This window comes from Candidatus Alkanophaga liquidiphilum, from assembly GCF_053996935.1.
This window is the reverse complement of sequence record NZ_JBMXYC010000054.1, coordinates 26,987-46,944: the sequence shown is the minus strand read 5'-3', so window position 1 is coordinate 46,944 and position 19,958 is coordinate 26,987. Positions and strand designations below refer to the sequence as shown.

Sequence of the window (19,958 nt, the reverse complement as noted above, 5' to 3'; positions counted from 1 at the left end):
TGGAGTTGAGCGGTGCCGTGCCACCGACTTCTTTCTTGAGTTCAACCATGCAAGAAAAATTCGCCATTCTTTATAATGAGTTTAGAACCGCAAATTTCCCACTCCTCGAAGTTGAAAGGTTGATGGGGCTAATGCGACCCGCCTCTAACACCGTGAACGGGAATGCGAGCCCAATACTTGGCGAGTTTGTTATCTGTTTTCCGAATATCCATCAGGTCTTTTCGAATTACAAGAGGATACTCCTTATCAGGGTCAATCTTCCGATAAGTTCTCTTTCCTTGTTGCTTTGTTACAGAATAAACCCCTCTATCTTCCCCTGTCTTTAAGTAGTGTTGAAAATTATCGTATTCCCGATTAAGTAGCTCTAACTTTCGCTTCGTCAATCCTACGAGCCTTGCATCTGATTGTCTTTGTTATTTCCATACATTCTTTATACCGACTTTGAAGTATAATAAATTAATTACCTCTTCGGACAGAACCTTCTTTGCGACTGTAGGTAAACCCTTCAGCATCATCAAATTTTTTAATGAAATATTCTTCGGAATTGTAGAAGTTTGCACGATCATGCCAACTTACCAAAAAATTTTTAAAATATTTGATCATTACAAAACAGCATGAGCAAAGAATTTGAAAGCATAGATATAGCAACTCTGAGGTCTTTTCCGCCAACTTGCCCCGCATTCACAGACAAAGATATCCCGTTAAGGCGCTGGAACTCTCGTTGGTATATATTCTTCTACAGAACTGATAAGGACGCTGTTCGCAGAGCACTCCCACCACCCTTAGAGTATGTAAGCGATATTGTAGAGTTTTGGTGGTCTTGGAATCCTGTTACTACTTGTGCTGCACCAAACGGTATCACGGAAGTAGTAACTCCATTTGGTGAAGCAGGGATAACAATTCCAGCAAAATACAAAGATTATAAGGGCGGGTATTTCGCGTACATGTGGCTGAATTCCGATTTAGCTTTGATTCGCGGAAGAGAAGTCTGGGGGTATCCAAAGTATTTTGCTCAGGTGGATGTAGTTGAATACTCCGATAATTTTTGGATGAACATTGTTCACAACAGATGCTTAGTTGCATCAGCTAAGGGAAAATTCACGAACAAAGATTTTCCAAAACCATTTTGGTTAGAAGACCCTGAATGGGGGAGATTTGTATGGAGGACAATAACAGAACCCGATGGTAGTAAAACTCAGCATGTCTTGGCTTTTCAAGAACCAACATATAAAGGGGGGAGAAGAATTAAAGTTAAACCAGATTCAATAAGAACAGCCGCCCCCGAAGATTTTGATCTCTTGATTCAAGACACACCCTATGATAACCCCGCAACAGTATTGCCAGTACGAGAAATAATAGGGTTGTTTAGTTTTGAGTGCGATCTTGTTGTTCCGTATTCTAAGGTTGTTTGGTCACAACAATTTGAGTTTTAATATTTTTAGACTCCATAACTTTAAATTTTATTTTATAGATAAGATTGTCATTTTTTGGTATCGTCGCAGGACTTAGACAGATTTGGAAAAAGCTTAAAATAGTTGTATGCTATATCGTATCCAATGAATTACACTGGAAAGCTTTTAAGAATTAATCTGACTAAGGGGAAATCCTACGTTGAAGAATTGCGCGAGGACATTTTAAAGCAGTATCTGGGCGGCAAAGGATTAGCGGCGTATCTGCTTTTTAGGGAGCTTAGTAGAGGTATACACCCCTTCAGTCCAGAAAATAAAATCGTAATATCAACTGGACCCCTGACAGGAACTCACGCCCCGAGTGCAGTTAAATTTTGTGTTGCAACTAAATCACCTGCAACTTACGGCTGGACTGATGGTCATGCAAGCGGAACGTGGGGAATTGAATTAAAAAAAGCGGGGTATGATTGTATAATAATAGAGGGTCGGGCGAATAAGCCATCCTATGTGTTAATCAGAGATGGAAAAGTATCAATTATCGATGCCTCAATCGTATGGGGGGCATCGACCTTTGAAACAATGAGAATTCTAAAAGATAGGCACAGCACTACTGGACAGGCAAGAGTACTTTGTATAGGACCTGCAGGAGAAAAGCTATGCACCTTAGCCAATATATTTGCTGAGGGCAGGTCTGCAGGACGAGGTGGTGTCGGGGCGGTTATGGGTTCAAAAAACCTAAAAGCGATAGTAGTAACTGGACACAAAGAAAGAGTCGAACTGTACGATGAAGATTCATTTAACGAAGCAAGAAAAGAAGCCTTTCGAATTCTGTCTAAGCATCCCGTAACAGGTAAAATCCATCCTGAAATGGGGACCGCAAATATTCTTTTAAGTGTGAACGAGGCCGGAGGGTTGCCAACATATAATTTTAGACAAGGAGTTTTTGAATATGCTGACGAAATCTCTGGAGAGGCTTTTAAAAAGCATTTATGGCTGGATGGCAAAAGAAGAAAAGCCTGCCCTTTGTGTGTGAACAAATGCTCACATCTTGCAATAATTGAAAAGGGAAAGTGGAGAGGAGTTGTTGATGAGGGTCCAGATTATGAGAACATCGCAATGTTTGGTTCAAACTGTGGTGTTGCCGAAAGAGAGGCTATTGCTGTAGCAGAATACCTATGCGATTACTACGGCTTGGATGGCATCTCCGTTGGAAATACAATAGCTTTTCTTATGGAGTGTTATGAGAGAGGATTGATAGATAAACATGATACAGGGGGGCTCGATCTCAAATTTGGTAATGCTGATGCTATGGTTGAGGCGGTGATGATGACTGGGACATTTACCGGAATCGGTAAATTGAGTTCTCTTGGAGTAAAAAAAGCTGCAGCAAAGATTGGTAACGGTTCAGAAAATTTTGCAATTCATGTTAAAGGGCTGGAGGTCCCCGCATATGACCCAAGAGCGGCTTTTGGCATGGGACTCGCGTATGCGAGAGCTGATAGAGGTGCTTGTCATCTTCGGCCATTCACTTTTGGTATTGAAATTTCGTCCGAACCATACACAACTGAGGGCAAAGCAAAACTAGTTAAAAAGTTAGGTGATGCTAATGCAGCATTTAACAGTCTCGGACTTTGCTTGTTCGTAACTCTCGCATTAGAAACGGACTTAATTATTCAAATGTTGAACTTTGCAACCGGTATGAATTTATCTAAAGAAGATTACATTAGAATCGGAGAGAGAATTAACAATCTAACCCGAGCTTTTAATGTAAGAGAAGGTTTAGATAGAAGATATGACACCTTACCCAAACGTTTTACTAAAGAGCCAGCTCCTATGGGACCGAATAAGGGAAAAGTAGTTCCACTCGACCCAATGCTTGATGAATATTACCAACTCTATGGATGGGACTCACAGGGAGTACCTAAGAAAGAAACACTTTTAAGGCTTGATCTTGACTTTGTTGCTAGAGAGTTAGGATAAACTTTTTCTCCATTCAATGTATTGTTTGGTTACTGGGCTTGGTATTCTTTTTATCTTCCCGTTGCTTCCAAGACCCCATGGGGATACGGCAAGGGAGGCGGGCGGGTAGTTAAGTTTAAATACTTTGAAGTTGTGTGGTATAACGACCTCGTAACAGCCGTTAAGGCTGGGCAGCCATAAGGCGGGTGTGAAAGTAGCCCGTGAGTCCCGAAGGGGATAACGGGTAGTGGCGGCGTGAACCCGCCTGTGGGGATAAGGCAGCAACGACCTGCAAACTCCCCACGAAGCCCATTGCTAAGCGAGGGGTAGTTCACTAAGCAGCCCTTGTAAGGAAGCAAGGGGGTTGAGACGTGGAAAGCAGGATGGGCGGCGATGAGATTAAATTGATGCTTAGCGCCCTACTGCATGATGTGGGCAAGTTCTGGCAGCGTGCCGGCGGGAGAGGGAAACACTGGGATTTGAGCGATTCATTTATCAACACACACGTCCCGGAGCGTTGGCGGAGCACACTGGCGAAACAGCATCATGACTACGAAAAGTTTCGCTCTACGGGTTATGTGCCGCTTAAACGCTTGATCGTGGCGGACTGGCTCTCCGCTGGCGAGCGTGCCGCTACTGAGGAAGAAGTGGGCAGTAGGGGCGTGAGGGAGACGCCGCTCGTCTCCATTTTTTCTAAGATTGACATCAAAAGGGGGTCTCTGCCCCCAAAGCGATATTATAACGTCGAAAAGCTGACGCTTGACGAGAGCATATTTCCAAGCGAACACGTCACAGACTTGCCTTCCCGCTATGAGGCGCTCTGGAAAGAGTTTGTTGAAGAAGTAGAGGCAATAAAGTGGGTTCCTGACTTTGAAGCTTATTTTAACACGCTGCTTTTCATTTTGAGGAAATATACGTGGTGCGTGCCATCGGCGGTATGGCGGACTGAGCCTGATATTTCCTTATTTGACCATTTGAAGATGACGTGCGCGATAGCCTCTTGTTTAGATGACGTGGATGAAGAATACTGCCGAGCTTTGTTTAAGCGGGAGAAGAAGGAATTAACCAACGAGGAACGAGGTTTGCTCGATGAGAAAAAGTTCATGCTCGTCGCTGGCGATATTTCAGGCGTGCAAAGGTTTATATACTCGATAACCACTAAGGGGGCGGCGAAGGGGCTGCGTGGCAGGTCGCTCTACTTACAACTACTCTCAGAGAGCATGGCGGGATTCATATTGAAAAAGCTGGGCTTACCGCTCACGAACTTACTCTTCTGCGGCGGCGGGCACTTCTACATCTTGGCGCCTTCAGAGGCAGAGAAGCAGCTTGCGAGCGTGCGGGCGGAGGTTGCGGGTAAGTTGCTGGAGGCGCACCGTGGCGAGCTTTATCTGGCGCTGGCAGGCGTCTCATTTTCGACACTTGATATGTTAGAGCGGTTCAACGAGGTCTGGCAGAAAGTGGGCAAGATGCTGGCGAGGGAGAAGCGGCGGAAGTTCGCAGAAATCCTCGACGAGCATAAACGCATCTTTGGACCCGGCGGTGAGACAGGAGCGATATGCGACGTCTGCGGCGGTGAGGGGGGTGTGCGTGAAGAGACCGAGCGAAAAATATGCGAGTTCTGCTGGAGCTTGGAGGAACTGGCGAGAGAACTTCACAATGCGAAATACCTCGTTGAAATAAGAAAGGAAGGCATCATAGCGAGGAAAAAGTGGGAGTCCGTGCCGGCAGATTTCGGTTATAAATATGTGTTTTGCAGGGACGTCGGAAAAGCTAAGCGCATCGTGGAGAGCGAAGGGAAGGACGCCGAACACGTCTTTATTTACAAGTTGAACGAAACCGCAACGGACGAGCTTCGGGAAGCCTTTAGAGACGTGGAAATTCCCGTATCGTTCGGGTTCAAGTTCTTGACGCTGGCGACGCCGTTGAAAGAAGAGACGATAAGAGACGTAGAAGGCAGGGCTTACAAGCGTGAAATAAAGGATTTTGACGGCATTGCGGAAGGGGCGGACGGCGTGCGGAGGTGGGCGGTGCTAAGGGCGGACGTTGACGACCTCGGCATGATATTCTCAGCAGTTGGCAAGGAAGGCGTCTCACGGGTTTCTACGCTTAGCTCCATGCTCTCGTTGTTTTTCGGCGGCTGCGTCGAGAAAATATGCTCGCAAGGAGGCTACAAGGACATTTACGCCATTTATTCCGGCGGAGACGACCTCTTCATCGTCGGTCCTTGGAGCGAGCTGCCAAAGTTGGCTTGCCGCATCTACGAGGACTTTAGAAAGTTCACCTGCGAAAACCCGAACGTAACGCTGTCGTCGGCAATCAGCATGGCGCCAGCCGTGAAATACCCGCTGTATAGGGTTGCGAGAGATGCTGGCGACGCCTTAGACGATAAGTCGAAGCGCATTGAAAACAAGGACGCCATCACATTTCTGGAAATGCCAATGAAATGGGAGAAGTTTAATGCGGTGACGGGCTTAAAGGACGAAATTATAGCTCTATTGGGCTTGGGCGTCTCTCGTTCCCTGCTTCAGAGGTTATACAATGTTTATGCAGAGTTTAGAAGGCAAAGCGAGAAATATGGAGAAGTATTGGCGAGGCATGATGACAGATATGGGCGGTGGAGGTGGCTGCTTGCTTATTCAATAGCGAGAATGCGAAGCGGCAATAGGCATGCGAATGAAAAGCTGGAGGAGTTGAAGATGGGAGTTTGTGAGAACATTGAATATTTAGCTGTAAGTGTGCGATGGGCAGAATTACTAACGAGACGTGAGCGTGTGGAGGAGGTGACGCCGTGAGCATTGTGGATGAAATAAAAAGAGATTTGGACGCAATCTTGGGAGGGGACAGCAAGAAACTCGTGGAGACTGCGGATAAATTTGGAAAGCACTTAAAAAATAAAGGGCTTAGCACGTCGCAAATACGAGCGATATTCACGAGGGTGCAGCGGTTACGGAGGTTTGACGAAAACACGCTGAACGAGCTAAATTTACTGCGCCCTAAGATGGCGTATGCCGTAGGGCGGCACAAGGGAAAGGTAAAAGACCTTCAAGACGTTTTAGATGAAGCGATTCAGAAAATCGACAACGAAACGAAGTTTAAGAACTTCAAAGAGTTTTTCGAGGCTATATTGGCATACCACAGGTATCATGGAGGTGACTGAATGGAAACGCCGCGTCTGCTCGGCAAGATCATAATAAAAGGAATAATAGAGGCGAAAACCGGGCTGCACATCGGCGGGTCGCAGGTGAAATTGGAAATAGGTGGTGTGGACTTACCTGTCGTGAGAGATTCACTGTCCAACAGACCTTACATCCCCGGCTCCTCGCTGAAGGGGAAAATGCGGAGCCTGCTTTAGAAGGCGAAGGGCAAAACGCCCACCGAGAACCTCGCAACTGAGGAGCATCCCATACGGATTCACCTGTGCAAGAGTCCCGAGGAGCTTCAGAAATGCGAGGTGTGCAAGATTTTCGGGATGCCTTCCAGCTCCCCTGAAAAAGGGCAAAAAGCGTTTAACGAGCCGACGAGGCTGATAGTGCGGGATGCGCCGCTGACCGACGAAATCGCTGTGGAGTTAGAGGGTTTGGAGTTGCCATACAGCGAGGTGAAGTGGGAGAACGCCATAGATAGGATAACATCGGCGGCGAACCCGAGGCAGGTGGAACGGGTGCCCGCAGGCGCCGAATTCGAGTTCGAGCTTGTTTACAACGTGTTTGAGGAGGCGGATTTGGAACTTCTTAAACACGTTTGCGAGGCGCTTTCGCTCGTCGAGCATGACTACCTCGGCGGGCATGGTAGTCGTGGCTACGGACAGGTCGTCTTTAAGGACATTAAGATGTGGTGGAACTCAAGAGAGGATTATGAAAGCGGGAACATTGACGTTGCGGAAAAGTCGCCCATAAACGAGGACTACAACACGCCCTCTGCGATTTTAAAGAATTTTGACGGGATTAGAGAGAAAATCGGGATAGGCGGGGCATGACGAGCTTCATTCTGTGCAAACTCGTCCCAGACGCTCCGATGCATCTGGGCGAGAAAGAGGGAGTGCTGGAGGAGACTTTTGAGTACATTCGTTCAGACACGCTATTTAGCGCTATCTGCAATGCGTATCTGCTTCTTTACGGCAGGGAGGAGCTTGAGAGCTTGTTAGAGGGCTTCAAACTCGAACGCCCGCCGTTTTTGATGTCGTCAGCGTTCCCATACGCTGCGGACGTGCTCTTCTTCCCGCTGCCGAAGAACATAGACCTCTCCCCACATATTGACGTGAAAAAGGCGAAGCGTGTAGAACTCGTGTCTGAGAACATTTTTAAAGCCGCTCTGAAAGGGGATGTGGAGGATGTCATCAAAAAGGGCTACTGTTTGATGCAGGGCGGGCGTGTTCTGGTGACGAAGGAAGAGGCGGAACGTCTTAGGGATTATCTCGGCGTGCGAGTCGCTGAAGAAATAAGGATATGGAGGAAGAGAGAAGTGCCGAGGGTCGCACTAGACAGGAAGACCAACGCCTCCAACATCTATTACTTCGGCGAGGTGAAATTCGGCGAGAGCTGCGGGCTTTTCTTCCTGATGAAGGAAAGAAATGGCTTCAAGGGTGTAGAGAAGAGAGTGAAGGCAGCCTTGCGCCTCTTACGAGACGAGGGTATAGGCGGCGACAGAACCTATGGGAAAGGCATGTTCGAAGATGTTCGCTTTGACGGTATTTCGTTCGAGTGTGGGAGAAAAGATTTCTTCGTTACGCTTTCGCTGTATTATCCGAGGAAGGATGAGATTTCTTGTTTAAAAGATGCTTTCTACGATCTTGTGACGAGAGGGGGCTGGATATTTTCATACAGCGGTGTGAGTATGCGGAGGAGGTCCGTGCGAATGCTGGCTGAGGGTTCGGTGGTGCGTTTTGCAATGACGCATGAAGGTGGTGAAGATTTGCTGCACGGCGCCCTCGTTGACGTTACGCCTGCGGACTTCGGCTGGCATCGCATTTACAGGTATGGCTATGCGTTTCCCATACCTTTAGAGGTGGGCGGGCGTGAGCGACTTTAAATACGAGTTAGAGGTGCTTTCGCCGCTGCACGTCGGGAGTGGCGACCTGATAACGCCACTGGAGTATGTTGTAGTGGATGACAAGTTCTATCGAGTTGATATGAGCGCAGTATTCAGGGACGAGGAATTCAACGTTGAGGCTTTCATGGAGGCGGTGGGACGAGATGAGGAGCGCCTTCGCTTTTCAGACTTTTCATCACCTGAGTTAGGAAAGAAGTATGAAAGATATGCGTTAGCGTTGTCTGCCGCTACGAGAAAAGACCTTGAAAGTAGAGCTGGCGACGTTAGGGAGTTCATTAAGACCAAGGAAAGACCTTACGTCCCCGGAAGCTCGATAAAGGGAGCGATAAGGACGGCAATGTTATGGAATGCGTTAAAGGAAGACCCAGGAAAGCTCAGAGCGCTGAAAAATCATTTGCGAAGGCTAATGCGGCAGGACAAAGTAAACAAAAAGAAAGTGGGCGAATACATAGAAAAGCTGGTTTTCGGGAAGGAGCCGCATTGCGAAGTTCTGCGTGCGTTGCAGGTCTCAGATACCGAAGCAGCATCTATAGGGCGTTTAGAAGTATACGAAGTCAGGACGCTGACGACAACACCGAACGGGCACAGGTGGAAGGGTTTTTACACGTTTGTGGAGGCGTTGAAGCCGGGGAGTCGGCTGACGCTGCGTCTGAAGCTTGACGACTTCCTCATGCGAAGGGAAGTTGCAAGCGTGTTGGAAATCGAGGACAAGCTCTGGATGCTTGAAAAAATCCCGCAGGCGTGCAACATGCTCGCAAAATACACAATTGACGGCGAACTATGGTTTTTCAGGAAGTATGCACGTGAGCTTGCTGGCGTTTTGAGATTTTATGAAGATTTGCGCTCAAAAGTTGAGGCGTTGCTTTCGTCAAGCGGCGATGAGCGCTCTTTTCTATTCCATCTGGCATGGGGCGTGGGCTGGCACGGGATGACCGTCGGAAGCCTCCTAAAAGACGATGCCGTATTCTTCTTAAACCTTAGGAAGGCTTTCGAGTTAGGAGAAATTAGACTTTGCGGAAACTGCGGGGGTAAGATCAGAGGGAACTATTGCAGGAGATGTAGGAAAAAGCTAAGCCCCAGAGAAGTCAGGAAGATATATGTTCCAGAATTCCCGAAGACTCGCCGCATAGTGTTTGAAGGCGGAAAGGCGAGATATCCGCTGGGGTGGGTGGAGTTAAGAGTTCGTGATGGGTGAGGATGATGCGGAAGGCGCTTTTAATAACTGTTGGGACGGGGGTTGGAAACGACAAAGAGAAGGCAGTAGAGAGTTTGGCGAGAGGCATCGCTTACTCCATAAAAATTCACAATCCTGATAAAGTGGTGTTTGTTACGACTGCGGAGAGCGAGAGGGACACTCTGCCGAGGGTTTTGAGAGAAGTGGAGCTAGATAACTATGCGGTCAAGCGTCTGAGGGACTTCAGCGACATTGAGAGCATTTATGAGGATATTGTGAGCATCATGCGTGAGTTGCAGGATGAAGGTTTTGCGAGTGAGGACATAGTCGTGGATTATACGAGTGGGACGAAGGCGATGTCTGCAGGCGCTGCGATTGCAGGGGCGTTGTCCGAGGTGGAAACACTAAGCTACATCAATGGGAAAAGGGAAGGGGGGATAGTGGTGCGAGGGACGGAGAAACTGCTTCCAATAAGACCTTACAAGATTTTGATAGACAATAAGCTGAAGACGATAAAAGAGCTGTTCAACACGCACCAATTCGATGCATGTCTCAAGCTAATCGAGGATTTAAAGGCGAAGACCGCAAACAGCGAGGTTCAAGAGAAGTTGGCGTATTACGAGGCGGTGTGCTCTGCTTATTCCGCATGGGACAAGTTCGAACACGAGCGGGCATCTGAAATTTTAAAGGAAGTAAAAGGCGAGTTCGCAGATAACAAGAAATTTCTCGGAAAGATGCTGAAATCAGAAGATAGGGAGCCATTTTTGATAGCTGACCTTTTGAACAATGCAAGGAGAAGGATGGAGGAGGGCAAGTATGACGACGCCGTCGCTCGTCTTTACAGGACGATGGAGTTAATAGCGCAATATGCGCTAAGGAAGAAATACGAAATTGACAGCTCAGACGTGGACACGTGGCATTTGAAGACGCTCGGTGTAGGGCGGCGTGTTATGGAGAAGTATGAGGCATTAAAGGGCGAAGACGGCAGGATAAGGCTCGCCCTGAGACAGGACTATGAGCTGTTAAAGGATTTGGGGGACGAGCTGGGGCAGAGGTTTTCAGAGGACAATGAGATGCAAAATCTGCTCGGCAAGCGGAACGCCTCGATACTGGCGCACGGGCTGGAGCCTGTGAGCAGGGAGGACGCAGAGAGGTTGCTTTTGCGGGTTAAGGAGTATGCGGGCGTGGTTGTAAGCGATTTAGAGGGGCTGAGCACGCAGGCTGAGTTTCCGAGGCTGTAATGCAAGTGAGGATACTCGTTCTGACCATAGAGACCACGAAGCCCATAAAAGAAGACGGTAGCAAGCTTAGAGGGTTCATAGCGAACAAATTCAGAGAATATCCTTTATTGCATCACCACGTAAGCGAGGGGCATATCTACACATATCCAAAGGTGCAGTATAAGGTAATAGAGGGGAATGCTATTATTTTGGGCATTGGGGAGGGCGTAGAGATTCTAAAGAGAATATCAGGGGAGATAGAAGAATTGCAGCTTGGTAAGAGTGCGTATGGAGTGGCGGGCGTGAACATGATGCAAAGGCGTGTAGATTTTGGCGTCAGTCGAAGGAGCAACCAGTATAGGTTCATAACTCCGTGGCTTGCGCTGAGCCCTAACAATTACAGGAAATATAAAACAATAAAAGGGTGGAAAGAGAGGAAGGAATTTTTGAATGGGATTCTTGTTGGGAATATACTTTCTATGTGTAAAGGTCTTAATTACGTGGTGCGGAGGAGATTAGAGGCGCACTCACGCTTGGAAGAGCGTGTAGCGTATTATAAAGGGATACCTCATATCGGTTTTGCTGGCGAGTTTAGGGTAAACTTCAGGATGCCTGACTTCTTTGGTCTCGGGAAGGGCGTCTCCCAAGGCTTCGGCGTGGTGAAGGCGTTTAAATAATTTTACTCGTAGCAAACGTTTTTCAGAGTTTTTAAGGACGAAAGACTTATGATAGAGCGGCGGCTTCGCAATATAGTTATCTCAAGGTTTGGGACGAGCAAGGAGGGGGGATTAATAAAAATAACGACGAGCGACGGTGCGCACGTGCTCGTGTCACCGAGAGAGGTAGAGCAGATAATCATCGCAGGCGAATCCTCAATAACGAGCGGCGTGGTGCGGCTGATGTTGGAGAACGGAGTTGATTTGGTATTCGTCGAACATAAGCCCACAAACTTCTTTGCGAGGGTCGTAAGGAGCGATTATAACATGATAACCGCCCTCTGGAGGAAGCAAATAGCGATGAGTAAGGAAAAACGTCTGGAGATAGCGAGAGAGATCATAGACTGCAGCATATACAACAAAATACGGCTGTTGCAGAGCGTCGCAAAGAACAGATGTGTGGACTTTGAGGGAGAAATTGCGCATCTGGATAGCATGCGTGGTGCTTTACAGGACGCGGATAATGATGGTGCGCTGATGGGCATAGAAGGACGCGCTGCTCGTGCGTATTTCGAGTGTTTGCGGCAGTTATTTCCTGAAGAGTTCGGATTTAGGGCGAGGAGCAAGCATCCCCCCTTGGACCCTATCAATTCGATGCTGAGCTATGGCTACACCGTCCTTCTGTCAAGGGTGGAGTATGGGCTGATGCTGGCGGGCTTGAACCCCTACGAGGGCGTATTGCACGTGGCATACCGGAACAGGCGGGTGCTGAGCTTCGACCTCATAGAAGAGTTCAGGCAGCCGATTGTGGACCGTGTCGTGATAACTCAGGTCGGGCAGAGGAAAATAAAGGTGGAGGACTTTGAGAGACGTCCTGAGATGTGTTACATGAAGGATGGGACGAAACGCAACTTTTTAGATGCTCTCTATCGGCGGTTGGAGGACCAATACACATACAAAGGGAGACGTATGGAGTTTCTGGATATAATCTTCGAGCAGGCGAAGGCGTTAGCGAGGGCGATAGGGGACGATGAGCGTTATGAGGGCTTCAGATATAGGTGAAACGTATGCGGCGACGCCCCATCTATGTGGTCTATGACATAAGGGACGATAAGTTACGAAACGAGCTTGCGAGACGGCTTAGGTATTATGGACTGCACAGGGTGCAGTATAGCGTGTTTGCCGGCGCCGTTCCCCGAAGCGACAAGAACAGGCTCGTGGAGGAGGTGCGTAACATGGCGTTGGACGCTGATGACAAAGTGCATATCCTTGAAATCTGCGAGAGGTGCAAAAAACGAGCCGTGAGCATAGGAAAAACGATGGAACAGCAGGAACATCTCATACTCTGATTGGCTGCTCACCCCGAATCCGGCTAAAATCCGAGCGGTTTGGCGCGCAGCCAACCGCATTCACGATGCGGAAAAGCGAAAATTATAAAAGTAATGGCAAAAAGAAGGATTCTTAGGTAGCGTTGCAGAAAAGTCCAAAAAAACAAGGATTGAAACGTGATACGCTGCTGAGTGCCGTATTGCCTCGACAGTCCCGTTGCAGAAAAGTCCAAAAAAACAAGGATTGAAACACAAAGACGGCGTAAGCTTCCAATGCGGGTTTTCTGTTGCAGAAAAGTCCAAAAAAACAAGGATTGAAACACGAAGATGCCACCGCTCTCTGCGAACACGTCCATTAGTTGCAGAAAAGTCCAAAAAAACAAGGATTGAAACAGTTATAGACGAGCCACCGACCACGCCTGTTCTTTTTTAGTTGCAGAAAAGTCCAAAAAAACAAGGATTGAAACAGAGCAAAAAGGCATATCGGCGGTGGCTACGGTATGGGCACGTTGCAGAAAAGTCCAAAAAAACAAGGATTGAAACAAGGAGCCACTGGCAGCACAGCTCATAAGAACCGCGTTGCAGAAAAGTCCAAAAAAACAAGGATTGAAACGGATGAGAATGAAGGGCGGTGCCAGAATATAAACCAGGTTGCAGAAAAGTCCAAAAAAACAAGGATTGAAACGCGATTAACAAGTCCCTCGAATATCCGCAGAGCCGTTTTGGTTGCAGAAAAGTCCAAAAAAACAAGGATTGAAACGAAGAACTTACCCTCATAGCTCGCGATGCCACCAGAGTTGCAGAAAAGTCCAAAAAAACAAGGATTGAAACTTCATGAGAGGATGAGCATAACAACATGGTTAAACGTGTTGCAGAAAAGTCCAAAAAAACAAGGATTGAAACGAAGCATGAGCGAAGAAGAGCTTAGACCCCCTTCCCCAGTTGCAGAAAAGTCCAGGAAAACAAGGATTGAAACTTGGGATTCCGGCCTCGGAGCGTCGCAAGCAAGTTAAGTAATGGTGCCGTTACCTGGTAACGGGGGCATGATACTAAACCCGAGACCCAAGGAGCGGAGGGAGGACCTCTTCGACAGGGAGGGCGAGAGCGAGGCGCTCAAGAGCGCAATCGGCAAGTTCCCACTTACGCTCCTCTTGGGCATGAGGCGGGTCGGGAAGACGTCCGTGCTCAAGGTGGTGCTCAATGAGGTCGGAGGGGTTTACATCGACGCGAGGGCGCTTTACTTCGCCTCCGGCGGCTGGATCACGAGCGAAGCTCTAACCAACGCCTTCGAGAGGGCTCTGAACGGCTTGAAGTCCCCGCTCAGGCAGGGGGCGGCTGAGGTTTTGAGAAGGGTAAAGGGCGTGAGCGTGGCGGGAGTCAGCATCTCCTTCGATAGTAGTGCGCAGCTTCCGGACGTGCTGGCGGCGCTCAACGACCTCGACGCCGAGGCGGTCATCGCCTTCGACGAGGCACAATATCTCAGGTATTATGGCGGCAGAGGGGGCAGAGCCGTCCTCGCGATGATAGCGTTCGCCTATGACAACTTAGAGAACGTGAGGTTCGTGCTTTCAGGCTCGGAGGTGGGGTTGCTCCACGACTTCATCGGCGTTGATGACTATGAGTCCCCGCTTTACGGTAGGGTTTACGGGGAGGTCACGATTGAGCCCTTTTCACGGGAGCTGTCGAAGGAGTTCCTCGCCGCAGGTCTGAGAGAGGCAGGAGTCGAGATGAGCGAGGGCGAGCTTGAGAGAGCTACGGAACTCCTCGACGGAATTCCGGGCTGGCTCGTCGAGCTCGGCTGGAGATACGTCGAGACGAGAGACCTCGAAAGAGCTTTGCAGGACGTCATCGTGAAAGCGGAGAAGTTCCTCAAAGGGGAGCTGAAGGAGCTTGAGCGGCGGAGTAGGCGTTACGTGCTCATACTGAAGGCGATAGCACGGGGCGTGGACAGGTGGGAGATGATAAAGGACTTCGTGAGCGTGAGGGGAGGGAAGATACAGAACGCAAGGCTCGCAGAACTGCTCAGAAACCTCGAGAAAATGGGCTGGATAAGAAAGATCTACGAAAGGGATGTGCGGAGATACGAGGTCGTGGACCCCGTGGTGCTGAGGGTTCTGAGAAGGCTGTAAGTGCGGCTTTTGCGCTCTTCCTGCACGCGGGCTACTGCGTGCGTTTGAGATGATTTAAGAGAGCAAACTCGGGGGCTCCTAAGCCCGCTCACACGACCGCCGCCGCCGACGGTCTGCGCTTAGCTCCTCTGCTGAATAAGGAGGCTGGTGGCACCGGGGAGACCTGTCGCCGTTGACGAGCGAGGGCGGAAGGCGCTCTTCGTCGAAGTGAAGTGGAGCGAGCTGAACGAGAGGGAAGTCGAAAGGCTGCTCGCAGAACTGGAAAGAAAGGCTGAAGAAACCGGTCTCAACGGATACGAAAAGTTCTACGGCGCCGTCACCAAGGAATCATCGTCCGACTTGGGCGTGGGTCTTAAACGGCTTAGAAAAATACTTTCCGCCAAGAGGCTTGCGCCGTGAACGGCAATCTGGAACTGGATGAACTACAACTTTGTAATGCCATACGAGCTTGTAGTCGGTCGCATAGAAGTGTGGACGAGCGGGAACATTTAAGTAGCCTGCTGCCGTGCGGGATTCTTGGCTCAGCCTCGATTAGGAAAATCTGATTGCGCTCTCGGGCAGAGCTGCTATCGCTTTTGACTCAGATGTTTTTCGCAGGGGTATTGGTAAGCGGCTGCACTTTTAAAATATAAGGGCGTTTGGCATTGTGACCTCCTCCCTCCATTGAGGGCATCCACCGGATGCGCGATGGGGAGTGTGCCAGATACGGCGCTCCCCTCCGGGCGGGCGGGTCACGACGCCCCTGACCGCAGGTATACCCACAGCCTCGTCATATATTCATACGTAAGTATAAATACTTTTTCCCACCTCCCCTGCCCACCTTAAGGAGGGGATTAGCAGCCACATCATTCTAAAGTTGCAGAAACGTCTAGGAAAAGGATTGAAAGCAGGACTGCTTGTCCCTCCTGCAGCGTCACGAGTTTAAGAAGTTAAAAGCGAAATATGCGCCTAAGGGCTATCGACTTAAATGATTGCAGAGATAAGGGTCAACTACGAAAGATGCACTGGTTGTAAGGAGTGCGTCAAAGCCTGCACTTATGGAGTTCTGGAGTGGTTTGAAGACAGGCCCATAGTGGCAAATCCTAATAATTGCGGTGGGTGCAGGGAGTGCCAAAAAAGCTGCCCGCAAGATGCGATTGTGATTATAAGTAAGAAATAAGTCCAACAGCACGTCTCGGTAAAAAGCTTTAAGGATGAGATTTCCGATTATGTTATGCGTAACTTTGCGGACCGTCTAATCGAGCTCGTGGATGCGCTTGAAAATCCTTCATGCGTAGGTTTGGACCCTCGCATCGCTGACATCCCCGCAGCTATAAAGGCTGAAGCCGTCGCCACATGCGGCAACACGCTGGAAGCCGTAGCAAGGGCTTTTCTCGAGTTCAACAAGCGTCTCGTAGATGCTACTTACGACATCGTGCCCGCTTATAAGCTGCAAGCGGCTTTCTACGAAGCTTACGGCGCCCACGGGCTCGACGCCCTCGGAATAACAATCTCGCATATAAAAAAGCGTCGTCGCCTCGTAATTCTCGATGCGAAGCGTGGCGACATCGGCAGCACCGCACAGGCATACGCCGACGCCTACTTGGGCACGGTGGAACTCTGCGACCGTTCGAGAATTTCGGGATTCATAGTCGCCGACGCCATGACCGTAAACCCTTACTTCGGCTACGACGGCGTAAAACCCTTCTTGGACGCTTGCGAGCGGGGGCATGGCGTCTTCATCATCGTTAAAACCTCAAACCCCTCCTCAAAAGAACTTCAGAGCTTGCGGCTTGCAGGCGGCGGCGAGTTCTACGAGGCGGTTGCGCGGAAGGTCTCGGAGTGGGGCGCTTCAGAGCAGGCGCTCGGCAGCAGCGGATACTCTGCCGTCGGTATGGTCGTCGGCGCAACGTTCCCAGCAGAGGCGAAGAGATGCCGGGAAATAGCTAAAAACGCCATCGCCCTCGTGCCCGGCTACGGATACCAGGGAGGACGTGCCGAGGACGTCGTTCCGCTCTTCAACAACGACGGCCTCGGGGCGATAATAAGTTCTTCAAGAAGAATAATTTTTGCATATAAGGACGAGCGGTTCAAGGCTGAAAGCTTTGAAGAATCGGCAAGACGAGCTGCGATGACGATGCGGGAAGACCTCGTGGCGGCGCTGCGGGACGCTGGCATCTGCAGGTGGTAGCCGAGCGGCTGAAACGAGGCTGGAGCTCATGAGGATAATAGCCTTTGTCGGCGCCCCTGCATCCGGGAAGACCGAGGCGGCGAGCGTCGCCCGAGAGCTTGGCATCCCCGTCATCTCAATGGGCGACGTGATAAGAGCGGAACTAAAACGGCGAGGGCTCCCCTTAACCGACGAGAATGCTGGAAAAATGGGCAACGAGCTCAGGCGAAAAGAGGGGATGGATGCGGTGGCGAGGCGTTGCGTCCCTTTAATAAAGGCAGCTAACGCCGATATTGTCGTCGTTGAGGGCGTAAGGGGCATCGCCGAGGTCGAAGCATTCAAAAAGGAGTTTGGCGGCGATTTCCTGCTCGTGCGGGTCGAGGCGTCGTTCCCGACGAGATACGAAAGGATAAGGCGGAGAGGGAGGGGTGACGACGCTCTCCGCCCTGAGGAATTTAAAAGAAGAGAGGAGCGTGAGATGGGCTGGGGCATGGCGGAAGCCATGAGAATTGCTGACATCGTCGTTGAGAACGAGGGGAGTCTTGAAGAGTTTAGGGAAAGGATAAAGGAGCTTTTGGGGAATTTAATGCGGAGTTGAGATGGCGGCTGGAGCAGGAGGAGTAGGAATAGAAGAAAAATGGACCGAAAAATACCGCCCAAGGAGCTTGGCGGAGGTTGTTGGCAACAGGAAGGCGGTGGAAGAGTTGCGGAAGTGGGCGAAGGACTGTGTCGAGCAGCCTGCTATCCTTTACGGACCGCCTGGCTGCGGGAAGACGTCAGCGGCGCACGCACTTGCGGCGGAGCTTGGTTGGGAGGTCATCGAGCTTAATGCCAGCGACCAGCGGAGTGCGCCCGTCATAAAAAGCGTCGTCGGGACGGCGTCCGTGAGCGGGACGTTCAGCAAGAAAAAACGGCTCATCATCCTCGACGAAGCTGACAACATACACGGCAGGGAAGACTACGGCGGCATGCGGGCGCTCTCTGAAGTTTTAAAGAGGACAAGACAGCCCATCATACTCATTGCAAACGACGTTTACAAGCTGCCCAGACCCCTAAGAGACCGCTGCAAGCTCATCCGCTTTTACAGGATAAGAACGGATACAGTCGTAAAATTACTGCGGCGGATTTGCGAGCGTGAGCATCTCGATATTAACGAGGAGCTTTTGCGAGAAGTCGCAGAGAACTCGAACGGCGACCTGCGGTCTGCGATTAACGACCTGCAGGCAGTCGCCGCAGTCAAAGAGATGACTGTCGGCAGGCGGGACGTGCGGGTAACAATTTTTGACGCTCTAAAGAAGATTTTTCACGGAGAAGACCTGCTTACGGCATTGTATGCGCTCTACGACGCCGATGAGAATCCTGAGGACGCCATAATGTGGGTCTATGAGAACATGCCCTTAGAATACGAGGGGAAAGAGCTTCTGAAAGGCTTGCGCAGGCTTAGTCGAGCAGATGTTTTCCTGTGGCGTGCTCGGCGTGTCGGCTATCGGATGTGGAGATATGCATCCTTTCTCATGTCCGCAGGCGTGCTTGCTGCGAAGAGTAGGGAAAAGAAGTATAGGCGCAAGCGGCGTGGCGGCGGCTACGGCGTCCCGTGGCGTGCGAGAGCCGTGAAATTCGAGCATGTTGTGGGGAAAATAGGCGAGCAATGCAACGTCTCAAGGGCTTATGCCCGCCAATTCTTAATTCCACCTCTCAGGGTCATGTTTGAGGACGAAAAAATGGCAGCAGAGGTCTCTGCGGCACTCAGCTTGGACGCTGAGGACGTAGCTGCACTTACGGGCATGAGCGTGGAAGCGGCGAAGAAAATAATTTCCCATGTTGGCGGCGGCAGCGTGGAGGTTAAGAAGGCCAAAAAAGAAAGCGAAGAAGAGGCTGGAGTAGCTAAGGCTCAAGCAAATGCAAACCTTGAGGCTGAAGTCTCTGAAAAAGGGCAAAGAACCCTGTCCGATTTTTTTGAGGCTTGATCGGCTATGGGAGGCGGATAGATGTCATTTTCATGACACTTTTGCTCTCTTCTTAACTCAGTATTTTGGCATCATGCTTCACTCAAACCTGACGGGGATGCCTTTGCTCCTCAAAAACTCTTTAATTTCGCCGATGGAATATTCTGCGTAGTGGAAGATGCTAGCAGCGAGCGCCGCTGACGCCTTTGTCTTCTTGAAAACTTCTTCAAAGTGTTCAAGCGTGCCGCAGCCGCCTGATGCGATTACGGGGATGCGCACACGCTCGCTCACAGCTTTTGTAAGCTCGATGTCGTAGCCGTCCTTCGTTCCGTCTCGGTCCATAGAAGTTAAGAGGATCTCGCCAGCACCAAGTGCTTCGACCTCCATCGCCCACCTTATCGCATCAACACCCGTGAACTTTCTACCGCCATAGACCGAACACTCGAACCAACAAGGACCTTGCGATGTCTCCACAATTATTTTACCTTCCTTCTCCGCTCGCTCCCTTTCTTTGGTGCCGAGGTATCTGCGTTTTGCGTCTATTGCGACGACGCACGCCTGCGAGCCGAAGAATTTTGAGATTTCGGTGACGAGCTTCGGGTTTTTGATGGCGGCGGTGTTTATCGAGACCTTGTCCGCACCCGCCGTAAACAGCTTGCGGGCGTCCTCGACGCTGCGGATGCCTCCGCCGACCGTCAGGGGTATGAAGACGTTCTCCGCAGTTTTTCTCACGACGTTGACCATGGTCTCACGCCGCTCGTGTGACGCCGTGATGTCGAGAAACACTATTTCGTCGGCGCCTTGCTCGTCGTATTTTGCGGCAAGCTCCCACGGGATCCCCGCATACCTTATCCGCTTGAATTCTATACCCTTTACGACTCGCCCTTGTGGGACCGCAAGGTCACAGTCCAAGCACGGAATTATCCGCCTTGCCAGCAT

At 50.0% G+C, this 19,958-nt stretch carries 18 protein-coding genes, 1 pseudogene and 1 CRISPR repeat array; of the genes and pseudogenes, 18 read left to right on the top strand and 1 reads right to left on the bottom strand.

What is annotated here, in order from left to right:
- The 18 genes and pseudogenes from ACXJJA_RS07410 to ACXJJA_RS07325 all read left to right on the top strand — a co-directional run.
- Nucleotides 1-326: hypothetical protein (locus ACXJJA_RS07410; RefSeq protein WP_456487573.1), on the top strand; the 326-nt coding region annotated here is incomplete at its 5' end.
- Nucleotides 327-614: 288 nt separating this feature from the next.
- A complete protein-coding gene (locus ACXJJA_RS07405; RefSeq protein WP_456487572.1) occupies nucleotides 615-1,433 on the top strand; it encodes an acetoacetate decarboxylase family protein in 819 nt (272 codons plus the stop codon).
- A 123-nt stretch (nucleotides 1,434-1,556) separates the two neighbouring features.
- A complete protein-coding gene (locus ACXJJA_RS07400) occupies nucleotides 1,557-3,389 on the top strand; it encodes an aldehyde ferredoxin oxidoreductase family protein (RefSeq protein ID WP_456487571.1) in 1,833 nt (610 codons plus the stop codon).
- Between the two features lie 350 nt (nucleotides 3,390-3,739).
- Nucleotides 3,740-6,160 (top strand): type III-A CRISPR-associated protein Cas10/Csm1, encoded by a 2,421-nt coding sequence (gene cas10, locus ACXJJA_RS07395; RefSeq protein WP_456487570.1) that lies wholly within the window; start codon nucleotides 3,740-3,742, stop codon nucleotides 6,158-6,160.
- Nucleotides 6,157-6,525, top strand: a complete 369-nt coding sequence (gene csm2 / locus ACXJJA_RS07390) for a type III-A CRISPR-associated protein Csm2 (protein WP_456487569.1) — start codon at nucleotides 6,157-6,159, stop codon at nucleotides 6,523-6,525. The genes cas10 and csm2 overlap by 4 nt, the downstream gene beginning before the upstream one ends.
- Nucleotides 6,526-7,344 (top strand): annotated as a pseudogene (csm3, locus tag ACXJJA_RS07385) (type III-A CRISPR-associated RAMP protein Csm3).
- On the top strand, nucleotides 7,341-8,396 hold the full coding sequence (gene csm4 / locus ACXJJA_RS07380) for a type III-A CRISPR-associated RAMP protein Csm4 (RefSeq protein ID WP_456487568.1): 1,056 nt from the start codon (nucleotides 7,341-7,343) through the stop codon (nucleotides 8,394-8,396). The pseudogene csm3 and the gene csm4 overlap by 4 nt, the downstream one beginning before the upstream one ends.
- On the top strand, nucleotides 8,383-9,612 hold the full coding sequence (csm5, locus tag ACXJJA_RS07375) for a type III-A CRISPR-associated RAMP protein Csm5 (protein WP_456487567.1): 1,230 nt from the start codon (nucleotides 8,383-8,385) through the stop codon (nucleotides 9,610-9,612). The genes csm4 and csm5 overlap by 14 nt, the downstream gene beginning before the upstream one ends.
- A gap of 2 nt (nucleotides 9,613-9,614) precedes the next feature.
- Nucleotides 9,615-10,832 carry a TIGR02710 family CRISPR-associated CARF protein gene (locus ACXJJA_RS07370; RefSeq protein WP_456487566.1) on the top strand — a complete coding sequence of 406 codons (1,218 nt, stop codon included), beginning with the start codon at nucleotides 9,615-9,617 and terminating at the stop codon, nucleotides 10,830-10,832.
- Nucleotides 10,832-11,488, top strand: a complete 657-nt coding sequence (locus ACXJJA_RS07365) for a CRISPR-associated endonuclease Cas6 (RefSeq protein ID WP_456487565.1) — start codon at nucleotides 10,832-10,834, stop codon at nucleotides 11,486-11,488. Before ACXJJA_RS07370 ends, ACXJJA_RS07365 begins: the two co-directional genes overlap by 1 nt.
- Before the next feature lie 48 nt (nucleotides 11,489-11,536).
- On the top strand, nucleotides 11,537-12,529 hold the full coding sequence (gene cas1, locus ACXJJA_RS07360; RefSeq protein ID WP_456487564.1) for a CRISPR-associated endonuclease Cas1: 993 nt from the start codon (nucleotides 11,537-11,539) through the stop codon (nucleotides 12,527-12,529).
- Nucleotides 12,530-12,534: 5 nt separating this feature from the next.
- On the top strand, nucleotides 12,535-12,816 hold the full coding sequence (gene cas2, locus ACXJJA_RS07355; RefSeq protein WP_456487575.1) for a CRISPR-associated endonuclease Cas2: 282 nt from the start codon (nucleotides 12,535-12,537) through the stop codon (nucleotides 12,814-12,816).
- Between the two features lie 121 nt (nucleotides 12,817-12,937).
- Nucleotides 12,938-13,771: direct repeats of the CRISPR family, unit length 35 nt; unit sequence GTTGCAGAAAAGTCCAAAAAAACAAGGATTGAAAC.
- 67 nt (nucleotides 13,772-13,838) lie between these two features.
- The gene (locus ACXJJA_RS07350; RefSeq protein ID WP_456487563.1) at nucleotides 13,839-14,924 is read left to right on the top strand and encodes an AAA family ATPase; all 1,086 of its coding nucleotides are present in this window, start codon (nucleotides 13,839-13,841) and stop codon (nucleotides 14,922-14,924) included.
- 147 nt (nucleotides 14,925-15,071) lie between these two features.
- A complete protein-coding gene (locus tag ACXJJA_RS07345) occupies nucleotides 15,072-15,323 on the top strand; it encodes a hypothetical protein (RefSeq protein ID WP_456487562.1) in 252 nt (83 codons plus the stop codon).
- 568 nt (nucleotides 15,324-15,891) lie between these two features.
- Nucleotides 15,892-16,083 carry a 4Fe-4S binding protein gene (locus ACXJJA_RS07340; RefSeq protein WP_456487561.1) on the top strand — a complete coding sequence of 64 codons (192 nt, stop codon included), beginning with the start codon at nucleotides 15,892-15,894 and terminating at the stop codon, nucleotides 16,081-16,083.
- A gap of 54 nt (nucleotides 16,084-16,137) precedes the next feature.
- Nucleotides 16,138-17,094 (top strand): orotidine-5'-phosphate decarboxylase, encoded by a 957-nt coding sequence (gene pyrF, locus ACXJJA_RS07335; RefSeq protein WP_456487560.1) that lies wholly within the window; start codon nucleotides 16,138-16,140, stop codon nucleotides 17,092-17,094.
- A gap of 28 nt (nucleotides 17,095-17,122) precedes the next feature.
- Complete coding sequence (locus tag ACXJJA_RS07330; protein WP_456487559.1) at nucleotides 17,123-17,671, top strand: AAA family ATPase; 549 nt, start codon at nucleotides 17,123-17,125, stop codon at nucleotides 17,669-17,671.
- A 1-nt stretch (nucleotide 17,672) separates the two neighbouring features.
- Nucleotides 17,673-19,040, top strand: a complete 1,368-nt coding sequence (locus ACXJJA_RS07325) for a replication factor C large subunit (protein ID WP_456487558.1) — start codon at nucleotides 17,673-17,675, stop codon at nucleotides 19,038-19,040.
- A 78-nt stretch (nucleotides 19,041-19,118) separates the two neighbouring features.
- Here the strand turns inward: ACXJJA_RS07325 and hisF are convergent, their stop codons facing one another.
- Nucleotides 19,119-19,958 carry an imidazole glycerol phosphate synthase subunit HisF gene (hisF, locus tag ACXJJA_RS07320; RefSeq protein ID WP_456487557.1) on the bottom strand — a complete coding sequence of 280 codons (840 nt, stop codon included), beginning with the start codon at nucleotides 19,956-19,958 and terminating at the stop codon, nucleotides 19,119-19,121.